The organism is Jannaschia faecimaris (assembly GCF_900107415.1).
GTDB lineage: Bacteria > Pseudomonadota > Alphaproteobacteria > Rhodobacterales > Rhodobacteraceae > Jannaschia > Jannaschia faecimaris.
Map to the genome: position 1 here is coordinate 97,066 of NZ_FNPX01000011.1, position 18,140 is coordinate 115,205.

Sequence of the window (18,140 nt, forward strand, 5' to 3'; positions counted from 1 at the left end):
GCAGCAAGGCGGCGCGGAATCAGTCGGCGATGCCGTAGCGCGCAACCCAGTCTTGGGACAGGCGCGTGGCCCAGCTGGGGTGCGGCTCGGGCAAGGCTGGGCCCAATTCCTCTGGCGACAACGTCGCAACGCCAAGGTCCAGCGCCTCGAACGCCGCGCGGTCGTCGGCGGGCAGTTTTTCCATGTCGAGTACGGTGCCATACCCCAGAACCGCCGGATCCTGCGCACGCACCTGCGCCTCGGGCGACAGAATGATGTTGGCAACGACCATCGCACCCGCCTTGGCATTCGCGTTGACCGGGATGGCAACGAAGCTGGCGTTTCCGATGGTGCCCCCATCCAGCACATAGGTGCGCACGCTTTCGGGCAGGTCAAAATTTCCGATCGCGGTCGTCGCCTCGCCGGGGGAGAAGCTGAGTGCGATGTCCACTTCACCGTCGTTGATCAACTGGAACTGGCGCGGGCCGTTTTCCGGATAGGCGCGCCCTTGCCGCCACAGCAGGGGCTGAAGCTGATCAAGATACTCCCACAGCATGAAGGTAACATCGTCGTAATCGTCGCCAACCGGCTTGGACAGTCGCTCCGCATCCTCGACTATTTCAATCAGCATCTGCTTGAGAAACGTTGTCCCCAGGAAATCAGGTGGCTGCGGATAAGTGAAGCGCCCCGGATTTTCCTGCGCCCATTCCAGCAACCTTGCGGCAGATGCAGGCGGTGTCTCGACCCGTGCACTGTCGTAGACGAAGACCAACTGCGCCATGGCCCAAGGACTTTCATATCCTTCGGTCGGGACGGTGAAGTCGGCCCGAACGCCCTTGTCCTCGACGTCGACGTATTGCCAATTCGGCAATTGCTCCGCGAAGGGACCGAATAGCAGCCCAGCCTCCTTCATCGCGGCGAAGTTCGCGCCGTTGATCCAGATGAGGTCAACGGACCCCTCCTCTTCGATCCCGGCTTGAAGCTCGTTCAGGACGACGCCGACCGCATCGGCGGTATCGGTCAGTTTGACGTGCTGCAAGTCAACACCATGCTCCTGCGCGCGGTCGCCAACCCAATCAATAAAGTCATTCGTCGCGGTGGATCCGCCCCAGGCGTGCCAGTAAACCGCCTGTCCTTTTGCCTGCTGCGTCACGGCGTCCCAATCGGCGACGTCGGGTGGAGTTTCAGCCAGCGTGGTCGCGGGCCAGGCCAGGGTGGCCATCAGGGTCAGTGCAAGGCGCATTCTAGTTTTCTCAGGTCAAAAGGTTACGTGCATTGGCCACGCGGGCCACGGCGGTGAAAAGGCACAGGGATCCGAATATCCAGGCCAGCGGAATGAAAAGCTGCGGCAGAATGCAGAGCAGGGCAAAGAAAACGATTGTTTCAGTGCCCTCAAGCAATCCAGCGGAATAGAAGAGGGATTTCACGCCCTGCGCCGTGCTCGACAGGCCGCGCTTTTCGGCCATGATCGAATAGCCAAGGAAGCTGGCCCCGTTAACGTAGAACGACAAAAGCAGGAATGCCGCCGCCATCGCGTTGGCCGGATCCAACAGGGCGAACGCGAAAGGCACCGCGCCGTAGAAGACAAAGTCGCACCAGATATCGAGGTATCCGCCGAAATCCGTCGTCTTGGTGGCGCGGGCAACGGCCCCGTCAAGACCATCCAGCACGCGCGACGCCAGCAGCGGCAGTATCGCCCAGCCGGGTGCACCGAACGCGATCACGGCAGCCGCCAGGATGCCCACTGCGAACCCGACCAAAGTAACACCGTCAGCTGTCGCTCCGGCCCCGGCAAGGGTGCGGCCAAACCGGTTCAGCGGCGGATCGATATAGGGACGTACAAAACGGTCGAGCATCCGGTCCTTCGCGCAAATTGCGTGCCAAAGGCCTCGTGCACAGTCACGGTTGGCAGTGCAAGGCACAAGACCGTGACCTTAAACAGCCTTGACTTCAGCCTTGCAACGGCTTGCACAACCGCGCGATTGCCAAGGCGGAGGCCGCAGCCAGCACCGCCGACGTGGCCAGCGCCAAGGGCAGGCCCCCCAGCTGATACGTCAGACCCGAAAGCGCCGTGCCCAACAACCGCCCACCCGCGTTCGCCATATAATAGAAACCGACGTCCATCGTGACCCGGTCGGGCCCCGCAAAATCGAGGATCAGGAAGGAATGGAGCGCCGAATTGACGGCAAAGACCGCGCCGAACACCAGCAATCCACCCAAGGTCAACGTACTCGCCTCCGCCCCGCGCAGCGCGATCAGCGCCAACGCCCCCGACACCAGTGCCAACCCGCACACCCAAGCCAGCGCGCGGCCGGGTGTACCTTGGCCCAATCGCGGGGCAAACGCCTGAACCCCACCGTAGAACACAATCCACAGCGCCATAAATCCGCCGGTCAGGAAGAAAGCCCGCTCCGCCTCCATCCCCGTCGCAAGATAGCCGGCAAGCCAGATTGGCAGCGCGACAACGAACCAGACGTCGCGCGCGGCGAACAGGAACAGCCGCGCCAGCGACAGACCGTTGATCCGGGGGTCCCTGCTGAACACCTGGCTGAACCTCGCCCCCTTGACCCTCGCGGTCAGGCCCGACGGAAGGAAGACGATGATCGCGAGCAGGACGAGCGCCAAACCGGCGGCCATCGACCAAAGTGCGGGGACGAAGCCGATCCAGCCCAGCAATGCCGCGCCAAGGAAGAACCCCATTCCCTTAACCGCGTTCTTCGACCCGGTCAGCGCCGCCACCCAAGTGTAGAGCCGCGCGCCCTGCCCCGCCGGTATCAGCATCTTCACCGCCGATTTCGATGTCGTCTTGGTCAGGTCCTTGGCCACGCCCGAAGCCCCCTGCACCAGCATCACGAAGCCGACCGAAGCCGCCATCGCCCATTCGGGGTCAAGCTGCGTCAGCGCGACCAAAGCGGCGATTTGTAGCGCCAGACCCGCGATCAATGTCGCGGCCAAGCCGAAACGTGCTGCCAACCATCCGGCCACCAGGTTTGTGACGATGCCCGCAACTTCATAAAGCAGGAAGAGCCAGGCCAGCGTCAGCGGCGAAAATCCCAGGCGGTGAAAATGCAGCAGAACGAGCATCCGCAGCGCGCCGTCGGTCAGCATAAAGGCCCAGTAGGCCCCAGTCACAGCGCCATAGCCACGCCAGTCAGTCACGTCAGGATGCCATCATGCGGGCAATATCGGCCAGTCGAACGGCATAGCCGAATTCGTTATCGTACCACGCATAGAGCTTTAAATGGGTGTCTTGCACGACAACAGTCGACGGCCCGTCGATCACCACTGAGCGGCGCTCGTTCAGGAAATCCGAACTCACCAGTGGGCGGTCTTCCAGCCCCAGGATGCCCGCCATCGGCCCGTTCGCGGCGGTGCGAAACGCGTCGTTCACGCCTTCGGAAGTTACGGGTCCTGCCATCTCGAATGCACAGTCGGTAAGCGATGCATTCAACAGCGGCACCCGCACCGCGTGGCCCATCAAGCGCCCTTGCAGATCGGGGAAGATATCCATGATCGCCTTGGCCGACCCCGTAGTCGTCGGCACCAGGTTCATCAACGCCGAACGCGCCCGACGTGGGTCTTTGTGGGCGCGGTCGACCATGGTCTGCGTGTTGGTCACGTCGTGAATTGTGGTGAAGCTGCCGTGCCGAATACCGAACGCGTCCCGCAGCACCGCGATCAAGGGTGCCAGACAATTAGTCGTGCAACTCGCGGCCGTCAGAAGACGCTGGCTGCCGTCATAGCGGTCATGGTTTACCCCGAAGACGAGGTTCAGCGCCTCGGAGCCCTTCACCGGGGCCGAGACCAGAACCTTGCCGATGCCCGCTGCCCAGTAGGGCGCGATCTTTTCCTCGGTCTTGAAAACGCCGGTGCAGTCGATCACCAGATCGACGCCCGCCAGGGGCAGATCCTCGATTCGGGAGTGGCTGGTGAACGCAAGCGCCGCATCGCCTAGGTGAAGCGTATCGTTTTCAGCGTGACAGGGACGCGTCCAGCGACCGTGAACGCTATCGAATTCCATCAGGAGAGCGTGCTGATATGCATCACCAGCGGCGTCGTTCACGCCAACAATCTCTATGTCGCCCGGTGCATCCAGCAAGTCGCGCACGACCAGTTTCCCGATCCGTCCCAGACCGTTGACAAAAACCTTCACCCCACGCACTCCCGCATTTTTGCCGGTTTGTTATGGAGTCGCGGTAACAGATTGATGACACTTTCCAAGCGCTGCGTCGCAGTGTAGCCACGGGCCGAGTGGAAGCGTGGCCGAGCGGTCGAAGGCACCGGTCTTGAAAACCGGCAGGCGTGAAAGCGTCTCGTGGGTTCGAATCCCACCGCTTCTGCCAGTTCTTGGCATAAATTATATATTTATCAGAACCTTAATTAGACCCAATTCCAGATCGCCCCCCATTTCACCCACCATTCTGTTTTGTATGAACTCCTGTATCGAGCTCTAGGCTTCGCGAAATCGTTGCAACCTGATCGGCCGCAAGCGGACTTGCGTTCGCACCGCAGCGAATGCCTGCTTGGAGCCCATCTTGACTGATGCTGCGCTTCGCAAGGATGGCCGCAAGGGGCGGTTTGCAGCCATTCGCTGAACCACGCGCCAACGTCGGCAATGCGGACAAACCTGCCGTTCGGACTTAAGAGTGCGCATACGTTAATAGGTTGAATCGCCACGCCGCTGGTTCTTCAAATTGATCAAGATCAATGCTTCATGAGGCCGCCTTTGAAATAGCGCACTGCGAGTGGTTAAACTGCAAATAGGGGGGGAGATGAGGATTCGCACTGCTGCAGCGGTCGTTGCGTTGCTGCTCAGCATGGTAGAAGCGCATGCGGATTACTCGCTGACCATCCTACATACCAATGATTTCCACTCCAGCTTCGAGGGTATCGACCGGTGGGACCACGATTGCCCTGCTGAGGAGAATGCCGCAGGTAATTGCTACGGCGGCTCAGCGCGTTTGATGACTGCGATCAACGAGGCCCGGAAGCGCACAGAAAACTCAGTACTGTTCGATGCTGGCGACCAGTTCCCACGCCCCGAAAACCCCTACGACCTTAACGTTTCACTCACTGCCAACTTGATGAACCGACTAGCCTATGATGCTATGACCTTGGGTAATCATGAATTTGATTACGGCGAGGATGTTGTCGTCGAATTCATCGACAGGCTGAATTTCCCGGTCCTGGTCGCGAATATCGATTTCTCTGGCAACCCGCATTTGGCGCTAGGGACGCGAAAATCGGCTATCATCGAGCGTGGCGGCGAGAAGTTGGGTTTGATTGGTGTCACGCTAGAGAGTTCCACAGCATCGGCCGCTTACGCAGAAGACGTAGTCACCTTTGATGCGACGGGTGCGGTGCAGGCCGAAGTTGACAACCTGATAGCGGAAGGGGTGAATAAAATCATTGTGATCAGCCACTTAGGCTACAGTGCTGATAAGAGATTGGCGGAGAGCATCGTAGGCATCGATGTGATCGTTGGAGGTCACACCCATAGCTACCTTTCGAACACCTTTGCCAACGCGGTAGGGCCATATCCAACGATGGTGAATGGCGTTGCCGTGGTGCAGACATTCTCCTTCGGCCTTTTCCTGGGCGAATTGACCGCAACTTTCGACGATGAAGGCAACTTAACCAAAGCTGTTGGCGATCCGATCCTGCTTGATGCGAGCGTGGCCGAGAGCGAAGGCATCACATCACTAATCTCTAATGCGGAGGCGGAGCTCAAGTAATCCGGCAAGCGCGCAGTCGTCGAGATACACTAAATAACCAAACGCTGCGCCAACACCGAGTTCAGCATGCAAGCCAGTTTAGCCAAATTCATCGTCTCCTTCGGGCTCGACCGGACCTTCGCCGCGACCTGCACGAACGGCAGCTATGGACCGTCTGTGAAGACGGCCCATGCCTTTAGATTTCGATAGCTTCGGGCGATAACCAGCGCATCTTCAAGCTCAACGCCAAGGTATCTGACAGTGCTGTCCATCTTGGTATGGCCCAACAAAAGCTGCACTGCCCGAAGGTTGCCCGTTTTCTTCTAGATTTGGGTCACCTTCGTTCGCCGCATCGAGTGCGTGCCGTATGCGCTGGCCTCCAGACCAATTGATGTCACCCACTCATGGACAACCCGCGCGTACTGGCGGGTCGAGATGTGAAGCCGTTCGTGAAAAGGACCTGGCCAGAGGTGTTCGGATTCGACCATGAGCGGCTCCCGCATCCACCTCGCGAGCGATGCCCGCGTACCTTCTGAGATTTCGAAGCGCATAGGATTCTGGGTCTTGCCCTGCAGAACCGACGCGCGTTCCTTGATTTGGCCTGACGCCATGACATCGACCACCTATATTTTGACCAGATCGCAGCCGCGCAGCTTGCTGTCGATGGCAAGATTGAAAAGGGCCAGATCGCGATGGTTCTCGGCTAGCTCCAGCCGCACCCTTATGGCCCAGACATATTTGGGCTTGAGCGGCCTTTTTTGGCCGACGATCCGACCTTTGTTCCAGGCTGGGCGCAGTGCGCGAATGGCGGGTAAGTTTGGTGTTTCCATGATGGATCCTCCGATCCACCACGCCCTCCCACATCGACAACCCGACGTTGACAAGACATCATATCTCATAATGCTGCGTTGCATCCGAGGTCGGCTTGGAGGACTATCCGCCAACCAAAATGTCGAGCGCGTTTTCGACAGTCGGCAATGCGGCAAAGTCATTGGCTGCCTGAATTGCGCGTCTGCGCATTTCGCAGTTTTCCAATCCATCTGTGATCGCAGCCCGAAGCGACGGTATGTCGTCGCCCGAAACAGGGATGCACAACCCTGCCGACGCAAGACACCGGGCATTGTCGGATTGATCGGCGAAGAGCGGAACCACGACCATCGGCGTACCGGAAGCCAGCCCTCCCAGGACAGTGCCCGAACCTCCATGGCAGACCATGAGCTCTGCATGCTCGAATATCTCTGCCTGCGGGACGAATTCTCGGACGACGACATTGTCGGGTACGCTCTGGATCAGGTCGTGCGGCGCGTTTCTTCCTGTGGTCAGAAGGACCGATACGGGCAAACCGGCAACCGCATCGACGCTGGCTGCATAGACATGTCTTGTGAGGTCTTCACCGGCGGTGACGGTGCCAAAGGTCATGTAGACCAAGGGCCTGCCGCTGGGCGGCAACCATTCGGGCCGCGCTGTGGTTGGGGCCTTGATCGGTATGAAAGTTCCGAAACGGAAGGGCTCCTGGCCATTGATCCGGGGGGTGTCATCCAGAACCTTTGGATGAGCGCTGAAGGCTGGTTCATCCCTCAGATAGCCGCCGCCGGTGGGCACCAAAGAAATCAGGGATCGCAGCGCGTCCATTTCCTCGGTGTAGTTTGTGGCGATGGATTCTTCGGACTCGCCATTCACAATCTCGAAACGGGCATGTCGGATGCCGAGTTTTTCTGCCGCGATCAACCCAGAGAACTCGGTGGATTCACGCAGGATCAGGTCTGGGTGCCAGATGGTCAATTCATCTAGCAATCCGGGCAGGAAGCTTCGCGCCAGAGCCCCCATGAAGAAGTGGGACATGAAGAACTTTCCGGCTTTTTCGCGCGGCACGCATTTGGCGCGTTCGTTCACCGCCTCTCGTTCCGCATCGCTCGGCCCTTTCAGGACCAGGTGACCGAAGCCGTGCTTGGCGATTTCCTCGCCAAGATCGGGGAGGGCCGCGACCCTTACTTCGTGGCCTCTTGCCTGCAATCCCTTTGCAAAAGGCAGCATGGGGGTGAAGTGGCTCAAAAGCTTGTTGGTCGTGACAAGAATGCGCACGGAAAATCCCTAAACTGGTGCCGAGCCTGGATGTTTTGACGATCGCTCGAGCCTAGTCGAGTTCTGCCGCGCTGTCTCGGAAGAGTTTTGTCGCTCAATGGGTCAGGGTGCGATGGCCCCTGGCGATCGGTTGCCGAACCGCGTCTGCACAGTTCGAGCCACATTCGGGGATGTCGTTGCGATCGCTCTCCGATCTCAGTCCAATGCTGCACTTGGGGACTTAATCCCCGACGTGTCTGTCCCTGGAAGAAACGACCGTTTTTAGACAGAACTAAAAAGCGGTCCATCGCGCATCCTCAGCGTAAGCTCATTTTGTCCGCTGCCACCCATCGCCACATGAATCTGCAGCGCGATGCACGAATGGCCGGTTCGGTGATGCTGCGATGCTGTTTTGGATCACCCGGCGAGTGTCCGTTCTGGGCCGTTCGCTGCGGACGATACGGGGGGCGGGGAGCGGACTTTCGCCGCGACTTTCACCGGGGTCTGTAATGCAGACAAAGCGGACGTTGCCCGAACGCGACCAATGTCCGGCATGGAATGGCCGCCAACTCGCGACAAACACTGCGGTTGGACGAAGCTCAGAATTGAAGGCCGAGAAAAATCACAGCCAATGGCACTGGTGATACAGCGAAAATAACCGTCAGAAAGGTCGAAATTGGCGTGAATATTCCGCTCAGGCCGGCAATGATCATAATGCCGCCACCGCCGCCGATGATCGAGTTGCCCGGCGTATTCACCGCGATCGCCATCGCGATATACCTATACCTTAGGGCAAGGCGAAGAACGCGTTTCGACTGCCCTTCAAGAAGCATCGCGACCCGTTCGTCTTTCGACAATGGAGCGGCGCGGGCCACCAGGGCGGCGGCACGCCGCATCCTCAAGACCTGCAGGACCTGCTCCAGCGCGCTGATTGGCAGGAACCGTCCGACCGTGAAGGCCAGCATCATGGCGGCGATTGTGCAGACGTAAATCAGTGGTGCAATCGCCGCGCCGAAACCCGCGAGCAGCGCGATGCCGATCTCTGCCCCCGGCACAAACGGCATTGCAAGAAGCGCGACATAGGCCACAGCACCGATCATGATGGCCTTGTGGACCTGCTGCTCATTGTCGGGCCGGATCTGAAGGTCCAGCGCGTCACGGATCAGGTGTACGCCCCATGTTGCCAGCACGATGAAACCGATCAGGATACCGATCTTAAGTATCAGGCCGGGCAACGTGAGCCCATTAGACGTCATGCGCGGGGCTCAGCCGGATACCGCGTCGGGCGGGATCACAGTGCCAGTGGACCGGATCGGGATCTGGTTAGTCCAGTACCAGCGACGGGTGGTCCAGGTGACGTCGACCGCCACCTCATCACCCTTGACCGTTCCGTACCACACCACGGTGTGCGGGGCATCTGGGCAGATCGCCGTAGTCGTAAAGTAGACCACCCCGTTGATTTCCTTGGTTTGATAGTCAGACCAGCCAAAGTTGCAGTACTCTTCGCAATCGGTCGATAAGAACGTACCATCGCGAAATATGATCTCATCTTTCAGCTCTGCGCCACTGGACAGGTCCTCACCGTATATTCGGAATGCGATCCCATCCAACGCGCCTGTCGCAGCCCAGTCACCTTCCGGCACCGCGAGATCCGGGATATCCTCGTTCATCACCGAGAGGGTTGCAGCGCCTGTGCCAAGGGTGGCCGTCAAAATTGCAGCGATTTGCAAAACCTGAGGCATGACCAGCTCCGTACGTGGAAAACCGTTGTTTTGGTTTAACCGCAGAGTATCGAGCAAATGGCGTGGCAGACAAGATAAATTAGACTGCGGGTGCCAGCATCTAGAGACAGCAAGACTGCGCATTGATCCGAGTTTTGCGATCCGGCCGGGGGAACTTACCGCTAACTGTGATTTCTACCGCACATCCGTCTATCTCCTTTCCAGACACCGGACCCTCGCTGAAACACAAAAGACCGGCCGCTTTGGGCTCAAAACAGTCGACCACCAGACTTTTGATCTATGACCGGTCCTGAATGGCGAGCGGCTGATTGAGCCGTTCGCCCGTCGTCTAGATGTCAATCTGCTCAACGATGCCAAGAGCGTCTTCTAGCTCGACACCAAGGTATCGCACCGTGCTATCCCCCTTGGTATGTCCAAGAAGAAGCTGCACGGCGCGAAGGTTGCCGGTCTTGCGATATATCTCCGCGGCCTTTTTCCGTCTGAGCGAACGCGTGCCGTAGCCACTCGGATCAAGACCGATAGCCGATACCCAGTCACGAACGAGCCGCGCATATTGCCGGGTCGACACATGGGTTCTGTCATGTAGTCGGCTTGGAAACAGAAATGCGAACCCCAGCATGTCAGGGCTGCAAACCCAGCTCCAGATGGAATCACGCGTGTTTTCAGATACCTCAAACTATACAGATCGGATTGTTTTGCTTTGGATGATCGTGACGCGGTTGCGCACCCGGTCTCCGACAACGAGATCGGCGACCTTCAACCGGACCAGATCACAGCTTGCTGCCTATCGCCAGGTTGAACAGCGCCAGATCGCGCAGGTTGCCAGCCAGTTCGAGGCGAGCGCGGATTGCCCAGACCTGCTTTGGGAGCAATGGACGCTTTTGGCCGATCAACCTACCCTTGTTCCAAGGGCGACGCTTCGGTTTGACTGCGGGGAGTTGAGTTTTCAACATGAGCTTTCCTCAATCCGTCCCTCCCGCTCCATGCGTCAACACAGCGTTGACCGTCGAATTCTAGGCGAAAAGTGGAACGACAGGTTTCGGAGCACCGTACCATTCGATGATGCCGCACCGCCGCAAGGCGGCTCCGAGCCCAACAGACCTTTCTTAGGCAATGCAACGAACGTCTGCTTTGGTTCGCTTCGCCGTAAGGTCTGGCTCTTTTCCAAAGTGGCCGTAAGGCTTCGCCGGCGGGCTTCGCCAAATCGCAATCCGGCCTAGTGGTCGCTGGCAAGGACGTGAGCTCTGCCGGCTCAGGTGGCAGCAGCCGACCGCAGCACTGATCTGAAGGCTACTCACGGAAATCAAACGGTGCCACCTACATGTCGAGGGGTTCGCGTATTGGTTTCACAGAGTCATTTGGTTGGTCTCGGGAGTCATATGTCGTATTCTTCCAGAAAGGAATTGATCGCCTGCATACAGACATTCCAAGCAGGCTCATAATCCACCAAGACATGATTGCGGCTGTCCAGAGGCACGAACTGAGCGTCCGGTATGCCTGCCGCCAGAGCACGGCCTTGGTCCAGCGGGATTCGCTGGTCGCCCTTGGAATGGAGTACGATCGTCGGAGCGCGGATTTCTGACAGTCGGTGCCGCACGTCGATCTCTCCGAACGCGTCTTGGAAACGGGCCGCATTGTGGGGTGAAGTTGTCAGCCGCTGAAACTCGTCGAACCAGTCCAGATCATCCGCATTGGCGTCCGGCATGAAGGTGTGCGAAAAGATATGCCGATAGGCCGAATTGTCTGTGCCCCACCCGACTGCCGTAAGGTTTCGCACGGCTTCGCGACGCGCTTGTTCCTCTTGGCTGGCAAGGTGTTGCCACCCGGCGGAATAGCCCCCGATCAGGATCAGGCCGGACACACGCTCGGGGTGGCGCACGGCAAATTCGATACAAACTGCCGCGCCCTGCGAAATGCCGAGCAGGGGAAACCGTTCAAGTCCCAGCTTGTCCGCCACGATTTCAAGATCTTCGACAAAAGCGTTGAAGCCGAGGTCTTTCACGTTCCAGTCAGACAGGCCGCAGCCGCGCTCGTCGTAGCGGATGAAGGTCCGCCTGCGCGCTATCTCGGAAAAGCATTTACCCCAGATTGGGCTGGCCCAGTCCAGTTCGAGATGGGTCAACCAATTCGCCGCCTTGAGCAGGGGTGGTCCTTCCCCAACGGTTGCCATGGCGATCTTGGTCTTGTCGGGAGCCTCGCAGAAACTGATCCGCTGGTTCCGCAGGCCCTCGACCGGAACGGGCTTAGTCGTAGCCGCGACAGCTATGGCGGGATGTGTCGTGGGGGCACCCGACGCTGGGGTCCCGGTATAATAGGCTTCGGCACCCTCGGGATCGACGTCGTTCCAGAGGCGTTTCCATTTTGGCGCGCTTACGGACGGCATGTCGGGATGGGTCGCCAGTTGGCAGATTACATTAACGCGGGCCACAGCGGCGTCTTCACGCTCGGCCATCAGCCATGATCTGAATTCATCACTGCCTGCGGCGTCGAGACCGTCCAAAAGCACATTGTCCAGCTGCGCAGCCATCGCTTCCAAGGCATCGATCGGCAATTTATCAGACCTTTGTCGCAAGCGTTTGTGGATCGTGCCGATATCCACCTCAACGTCCTCGATATTGAACGAAACGCGCTCTCTGTCCGCGACGATGCGTTTAAGGTCCGGACTATCAACGACCTGGCGCAGCTTGCTCAGTGACCAGCGCAGCGCCGCTTTCGGGTCATCGGGCAAATCCCACAGCATTTCGCACAGACGCTCGCGCCGATGAGGACGCGCCGTGGCGACCAGAAATCCCAAGAGTGCCCGTGCCTTCCGCGACGCCGGAAGAGCAATTTCGACTGCATCTTTCCTAACGCTCAGCTCCCCTAGTAGCGAGATCCTGAGAGATGTGTTCGGTTTGGAGCCCGTGTCGTAGATCTGGATCGGTTGCATATCGCCATCTCAATTTGGGAACGAAAACAAGAGAGACACAGCTCCGGCCAATTGCCAGAAGCTTTTGCTAGGTCCGCACTACGCGGATCTCGCGGCGCGTAAGTTGCAACCGTGATCCGTCCTCTTAGAGACAAATTTCGTGTGTGGCGACAATTTTCGTAATTACCACGCTTGATCAGGTGAATTCACACCACGCTGACAACGCTCCTTACAACGGTCGCGCCTAATATGTCGGCACATTGAGAACACGATGGCCCGCCCAGCTCGGGCGCAGGGCCATGCACAAGAAAGGAGCCTCTCGATGTCGATAAAGCTGTCCCCGGACAATGGCCAGATACGTGCGTGCTGCCAGGCGACCCCCGGTCACGGTACACATTTGCCTTTCCGGACCAGGCAGGGACCAATTGTGTCGGAGCTAGTTTCATGAACATTTCCATTCAGACGCTCGGCGACGTTGTCGTCGTGACGATCGAAGGGATCGTCGATTCCCGGGCTGCCGGGCCGCTCTACGACGCATTGGTAGCGCAAGTCAGGGCCGGGACGCGGAACATTGTCGTGGAGCTTTCCGGTTCTGTCGTGCTGAAACGGGCCGGCATTCGCGGGCTGATCGTTGCGGCCAAGCTGTTGCAAGGCAGGCGCGGGCAAATGCGTATCTGCGCCGCTCAACCGCAGATCGAGGCGTTCCTCAAATCGGCCAGCTTTGGCCATCTGTTGACGTTCGATCGCGACCGGGCAGCGTCCATCTCCGCGATAACGCCAAGCTGTGAGGCATCTGTCGACGACAATCACCTGCCGAATTCCGCCAAGGTCTGTCGCACCGTCCCTTCGCGCGTTCGGGCAAAGCCAATCGGTGCGGCTTTTTCGCGAGCACCCACACTCTTTCCCAGCACCGACCGGCCCTCATTTTCGGCCAATTGCAGTCATGCCCCCAAATTGGCTCCTTCCGGAGCCTGAACACTTCAATCTAGGGCCGGCCTTAAATCCGGACCCCCTACAGAAAGCCCATATAATGTTGACTACAACCCTCGTCCGAGCCTTTCCGCTGGCCCCGAGAACCCCGAGTTCCAACCTGTTCCGCCTGATCGCAAGGGCGGTTTTCACCCATTTGCGCAACCAGCGGCAGTATCGCCAACTGCACGAGTTACCCGATTACTTGTTGGAAGATATCGGACTGACCCGCGCGCAGGCCGGGCGCGCCGCTTGGGAACCAGCTTTGACTGATCGCTCGGCGTCACCAAGGTAGAAGGAAATCTACCCTTGATGGTACTTTCCGCCTTCTAATCCAGTCACTGAAAGCGGTCGTTTGTTTCGCTGAAACAAATGTCCGCTTTGTCCGCATAGCGGACCTCGGTGCTCCGGGCAGCGAACGGCAGCTTTGAGCCCAAAGCAGACCCAATCAAAATTTGCTGTTTGCGTCTGCGGCATCTCTGTCTCCGCATGGGATGAGAAACCCATATCGCAACGCAGCATGAAAAGCGGACATTGCTGCAAACTGCAGCAGACTCAACAGGGCCTATGACCAAGTTGCGGGACTTAACGGACTTCAACCCCATGTAAGTCGATGTCCGGCCTGGCGAACCGCTCCCTTTGGGTTGCGGCGACATGGCGTCCGTTTTGGGGGGGATCAAAATTGCACGGCAAGGTGGTCAATCACGGCGCGAATGAGGCCTGTTAAGTGACGACTTGGTGGGTAAACGGCATAAAGCCCCACCACTTTGGCCTCTTCGGTTTCAAAAATAACCTGAAGGCGCCCGTCCTTGAGGAATGGCAGTGCGGTATAAAGTGGCACCCGCCCGACGCCCAAGCCTTCCGCCGCCATATTCGCAACCGCGAGCGGTGAGTTGGCCCGGAAGTTGCCCGAAACAGGGACGGTGTAGACACCTCCCGCCCCGTTGAATTCCCAATGATCGGTCGGAGATGCCGATGATTGCAAAAGGCAATTGTGGGTCGAAAGCGCTGCGGGCTCTTTCGGCAGGCCATTCTTCTGAAGATAGTCTGGCGATGCACAGCAAATGATCCTCATGTCCATCAGTTTGCGCGCTACAAGGCTGGAATCCTTCAAAACCCCAAACCGGAGCGCGAGGTCATAACCTTCTTCCACCAAAGACACATGGTGATCCGAGAGGTGCAATTCGATTGATACTTTCGGATGCGCCTCTTGAAACGGTTGCAGCAGGTGAACCAGTTGTGAAGATCCGTATCCTGTAGGTGCGGTAATTCGGATACGCCCTGCAAGTTCAGTCTGACGCTGTTGCACAAGCCCTTCCAACTCATCGAATTGTTCAATCAGTGGCAAGCATCGATCGTAGTAAGAACGCCCTGTGTCGGTCAGTGTGACGCTGCGCGTGGTCCGGTTGAACAGTTGCGCATTCAGCCGTTCTTCAAGCTGACCGACATATTTGCTGGCTAGCTTAGTGCTGATGCCAACCTGCTGTGCACCCTCCGTAAAGGATTTATGCGCAGCAACAGCAGCAAACGTCTTCATGCCCACAATAATGTCCATTACCCACATCACGTTCATAAACAGTCCCTGATTGGGTATATTATCGCCCGATACTCTTCAAGATATCTCTTTTCATCGCCGGAGACGTCCTCTGGCTTCATGACAAAGGAAATTCAGATGCCCAACGCAGTTCGTATTCACAGCTTCCCTCTCTCTGGCCACTCCCACCGTGTGGTGCTCTTTGCCGGTCTTGCTGGCATCAATCATGAGGTCATCAATGTCGATCTTGGTGGTGGTGCTCACAAGTCCGAAGATTACCTTGCCAAGAACCCTGCTGGTCAGGTTCCAATGATCGAAGACGGCGACACGGTTGTCAGCGATAGTAACGCCATTCTGGTTTACCTCGCCCGCAAATACGCCCCCTCCTACATTCCCAATGACCCAGTTGGCGAAGCAGAAGTGCAAAAGTTCCTGACCCTGGCAGCAGGCGAGCTTGCTTTTGGTCCAGCAGCGGCGCGCCTGATCAATGTCTTCAAAGCCCCGCTCGACAAGGGCTTTGCTCATGAAACAGCCGCCAAAGTCCTTGGCAGGCTGGATGCACACCTTGAAGGACGTGACTGGTTGGTCGGCGATGCACCAACGATCGCTGATGTGGCCATCTACAGCTACACGGCCCACGCTCCGGAAGGCGACGTTTCGCTCGATCCATACCCAAAAGTGCGCCAGTTGCTGACCAACATCGAAGCCCTCGATGGCTTTGTCCCAATGCAGTCAACGCCCGTGGGTCTGAACGCAGAAAACGCGGCCTAACCCAACGCTGGCCCAACCGGTTCCTTCCCCCGGTTGGGCCTTCTATCCATCGTTCAAATTTTGAGGTTCGTCATGAATGCTCAGTCAACAATCACTACATCGCAGTTCCACTCAGGCGAGCGCGAGATGCAGGAGCGGGCCGGTAAACGCGAAGCAATGGAGGCCATTGGCAAGATCGCTATCCGTCATTTCATGCCCGACCAGCACCGTCAGTTTTACGAGAAAATCCCGTTCATTCTTGTGGGTAGCCTAGATCGCGATGGATGGCCTTGGGCGTCGATGCTCGTGGGCGGTCCGAACTTTATCACGTCGCCTAATAACAAGCGTCTCGATCTTGATGCTACGCCGTTGGCCGATGACCCGTTAGCCGCGAACCTGAAACAAGGTGCGTCCGTTGGGCTTGTCGGGATCGAACTTTCGACGCGTCGTCGCAACCGGATGAACGCGACTGTGCGTGCGGTTAACGATGGTGGGGTGTCGCTTGATGTCGTGCAGTCCTTCGGTAACTGCCCGCAGTACATTCAAACGCAAGACATTAATTTCGTGCGCAGTCCAAATGCGCAGATTGACCGGACAACGACGCAACGGTTCACGCAGCTTGACGCGGCAGCGCAAACCTTCATCGCACAGGCCAATTCCCTCTATGTCGCCAGCTCCTCGGACACAGGCGAGAACCCTACAGCGCGGGGCGCTGATGTGTCTCATCGCGGCGGACAGGCGGGCTTTGTCAAAGTTGAAGGTAATGCAATCATCGTTCCCGATTTTTCCGGCAACAACTTCTTCAACACGCTTGGGAACTTCTTGGTAAATCCCAAAGCAGGATTGCTTTTCCCCGACTACACAACGGGTGATGTCTTGATGCTAACGGGTACAGCAGAAGTGTTTGAAGCAGACGCGCGTGAGATCGCCTGCTTCAAAGGAGCAGAGCATGGCTGGAGGTTTACTTTGGATCACGGCATCCGCATCCGTGACGCCCTGCCGTTCCGGGCAGAATTCACCGAGTGGTCCCCCAACAGCCTTATGGCCGACAATTGGAACCAAGCTGAAGCCCGTCAAAAGATGGAGACCGAACGTGCTGCGTGGCGTTCTCTGAAGGTGACCGCCATCAAAGATGAAAGCAGTGTTATTCGCTCATTCACGTTTGGTTCGGAGGACGGCCAACCTTTGTTGCCTTTTGAGGCAGGCCAATTTCTGACAATTCATGTCACGCCCGAGAATGCCAAGCCGCAAACACGTACCTATACAGTTTCGTCTGCCCCTGCTGATCAGGGCTACCGCATCTCCGTCAAACGTGAGCCAGGCGGTGCAGTGTCAAACCACCTGCACGACACTCTGAGAATTGGTGATGTGATCGAAGCAAAAGCTCCCAAAGGCGCGTTCTACATTGACGCCCTAGGGAAACGTCCTGCTGTTTTGTTCGCGGGCGGTGTCGGTGTGACCCCCATGATATCGATGACACGCCACGTGCTGAACGAGAGCGTGCGCAAACGCTACACAAGGCCATTAACGGTTTTCCATGCCGCCCAAACAACCGATCAGCGGGCATTTTTGGAAGAGTTCCGCGCAGCAGAAATCCAAAGTGACGGCAAGATCAAATATGTGTCGATCATTGGCCATCCCGGAGGTGGCGAAGTGCAAGGCACGGACTATGACGCGACGGGTTACATCACCCCAGATCTGATCCGGGCCGAATTGTCCTTTGATGACTACGACTTTTTCCTATGTGGTCCGCCGCCGTTTATGCAGGCCGTGTATGACGCAATACGCGATCTTGGTGCCCGCGATGCGCGCATTTTCGCAGAGGCTTTTGGTCCCGCAGCGCTCAAACGCCGTGCTGATGCGGGCGTCACAGCATTTGAACCTGAACCTGAAGCCGACACTGCGGTCGTGAAGTTTGCGCAGTCCGGCCATGAGCAGCATTGGGAAAAAGGCGAAGCTACGTTGCTGGAAACAGCCGAAGCACATGGGGTCACACCCCCATTTTCTTGTCGTAGCGGATTTTGCGGGAGCTGCATCACCAAAAAACTGTCCGGCAATGTTGCCTACCGCACGCCAGTGACCGCCGAACATGGCGAGGACGAAGTGCTGATCTGCTGCGCCGTCCCCGCCAAAGATACCGAAGAGCTCATCCTAGACCTATAATCAAACAATGAAGGACCTTACTCATGTCACGACCACCATTGCCACGGTCTGGGACTTCGACCGACAAGTCGCCGAGGTCCAAGTCCGCATCGCCATCACGAACGGCCTGAGCGTCCCCCTTTGAAGTGGTCCGCCCCTATAGTTAGGACAGCTGAGGACCCGAGATGGCGATTAAGAGACCCAAGCCCGAAGAGATTGTCGTGAAATTACGGCAGGTTGAAGTTTTGGAGGGGCAAGGCATGCCCCGGATTGACGCGATCCGTCAGATCAGCGTGACTGAACAAACCTATTATCGCTGGAAGAAGAAGTACGGTGGAATG

The 18,140-nt window shown here is 57.8% G+C and carries 14 protein-coding genes, 1 tRNA gene and 3 pseudogenes; 7 read left to right on the top strand and 11 right to left on the bottom strand.

The annotated features are described in order from the left end of the window. Positions 1–19: 19 nt before the first annotated feature. The 4 genes from BLV27_RS12570 to BLV27_RS12585 all read right to left on the bottom strand — a co-directional run bounded on the left by BLV27_RS12570 (position 20) and on the right by BLV27_RS12585 (position 4,132). A complete protein-coding gene (locus BLV27_RS12570; protein ID WP_092646490.1) occupies positions 20–1,222 on the bottom strand; it encodes an ABC transporter substrate-binding protein in 1,203 nt (400 codons plus the stop codon). Positions 1,223–1,232: 10 nt separating this feature from the next. Then, entirely contained in the window at positions 1,233–1,835 is a 603-nt protein-coding gene (locus tag BLV27_RS12575; RefSeq protein ID WP_092646492.1) for a CDP-alcohol phosphatidyltransferase family protein, read from the bottom strand. A 94-nt stretch (positions 1,836–1,929) separates the two neighbouring features. Continuing rightward, positions 1,930–3,138 carry an organoarsenical effux MFS transporter ArsJ gene (gene arsJ, locus BLV27_RS12580; protein ID WP_280140306.1) on the bottom strand — a complete coding sequence of 403 codons (1,209 nt, stop codon included), beginning with the start codon at positions 3,136–3,138 and terminating at the stop codon, positions 1,930–1,932. Position 3,139: 1 nt separating this feature from the next. Then, entirely contained in the window at positions 3,140–4,132 is a 993-nt protein-coding gene (locus tag BLV27_RS12585) for an ArsJ-associated glyceraldehyde-3-phosphate dehydrogenase (RefSeq protein WP_092646494.1), read from the bottom strand. 100 nt (positions 4,133–4,232) lie between these two features. Here BLV27_RS12585 and BLV27_RS12590 point away from each other — a divergent pair. Further along, a tRNA-Ser gene (locus BLV27_RS12590) sits at positions 4,233–4,322 on the top strand. 429 nt (positions 4,323–4,751) lie between these two features. Continuing rightward, positions 4,752–5,714, top strand: coding sequence for a metallophosphoesterase (locus tag BLV27_RS12595; RefSeq protein ID WP_092646496.1), 963 nt, complete (start codon positions 4,752–4,754; stop codon positions 5,712–5,714). A gap of 175 nt (positions 5,715–5,889) precedes the next feature. Here BLV27_RS12595 and BLV27_RS12600 read toward each other — a convergent pair. The 6 genes and pseudogenes from BLV27_RS12600 to BLV27_RS12625 all read right to left on the bottom strand — a co-directional run bounded on the left by BLV27_RS12600 (position 5,890) and on the right by BLV27_RS12625 (position 12,290). After that, a pseudogene (locus BLV27_RS12600) lies at positions 5,890–6,523 on the bottom strand (tyrosine-type recombinase/integrase). A 103-nt stretch (positions 6,524–6,626) separates the two neighbouring features. Further along, positions 6,627–7,775 carry a glycosyltransferase gene (locus BLV27_RS12605; RefSeq protein ID WP_092646498.1) on the bottom strand — a complete coding sequence of 383 codons (1,149 nt, stop codon included), beginning with the start codon at positions 7,773–7,775 and terminating at the stop codon, positions 6,627–6,629. A 578-nt stretch (positions 7,776–8,353) separates the two neighbouring features. Next, positions 8,354–9,010, bottom strand: a complete 657-nt coding sequence (locus BLV27_RS12610; RefSeq protein ID WP_092646500.1) for a hypothetical protein — start codon at positions 9,008–9,010, stop codon at positions 8,354–8,356. 9 nt (positions 9,011–9,019) lie between these two features. Then, a complete protein-coding gene (locus BLV27_RS12615; protein WP_244504651.1) occupies positions 9,020–9,553 on the bottom strand; it encodes a hypothetical protein in 534 nt (177 codons plus the stop codon). 271 nt (positions 9,554–9,824) lie between these two features. Further along, positions 9,825–10,449: pseudogene (locus tag BLV27_RS12620) on the bottom strand (tyrosine-type recombinase/integrase). Positions 10,450–10,871: 422 nt separating this feature from the next. After that, positions 10,872–12,290 (bottom strand): bifunctional AfsR/SARP family transcriptional regulator/alpha/beta hydrolase, encoded by a 1,419-nt coding sequence (locus BLV27_RS12625; RefSeq protein WP_244504652.1) that lies wholly within the window; start codon positions 12,288–12,290, stop codon positions 10,872–10,874. Positions 12,291–12,848: 558 nt separating this feature from the next. Between BLV27_RS12625 and BLV27_RS12630 the strand changes: the two genes are divergently transcribed. Together BLV27_RS12630 and BLV27_RS12635 are read left to right on the top strand one after the other, a co-directional pair. Continuing rightward, positions 12,849–13,379 (top strand): STAS domain-containing protein, encoded by a 531-nt coding sequence (locus tag BLV27_RS12630; protein WP_092646508.1) that lies wholly within the window; start codon positions 12,849–12,851, stop codon positions 13,377–13,379. Between the two features lie 55 nt (positions 13,380–13,434). Continuing rightward, positions 13,435–13,668, top strand: coding sequence for a DUF1127 domain-containing protein (locus tag BLV27_RS12635; protein WP_170831443.1), 234 nt, complete (start codon positions 13,435–13,437; stop codon positions 13,666–13,668). 381 nt (positions 13,669–14,049) lie between these two features. Here BLV27_RS12635 and BLV27_RS12640 read toward each other — a convergent pair whose 3' ends face one another. Then, entirely contained in the window at positions 14,050–14,946 is an 897-nt protein-coding gene (locus BLV27_RS12640; protein ID WP_244504653.1) for a LysR family transcriptional regulator, read from the bottom strand. An 81-nt stretch (positions 14,947–15,027) separates the two neighbouring features. On the opposite strand from BLV27_RS12640, the gene BLV27_RS12645 reads away from it, so the two are divergent. From BLV27_RS12645 to BLV27_RS19100, 3 genes and pseudogenes are all read left to right on the top strand, one after another. After that, positions 15,028–15,678: a glutathione S-transferase family protein gene (locus BLV27_RS12645; protein WP_244504654.1), complete on the top strand. Its 651-nt coding sequence runs from the start codon at positions 15,028–15,030 to the stop codon at positions 15,676–15,678. Positions 15,679–15,750: 72 nt separating this feature from the next. After that, entirely contained in the window at positions 15,751–17,820 is a 2,070-nt protein-coding gene (locus BLV27_RS12650) for an FAD-binding oxidoreductase (protein ID WP_092646514.1), read from the top strand. A 164-nt stretch (positions 17,821–17,984) separates the two neighbouring features. Next, positions 17,985–18,140 (top strand): annotated as a pseudogene (locus BLV27_RS19100) (IS3 family transposase); the annotation flags it as partial.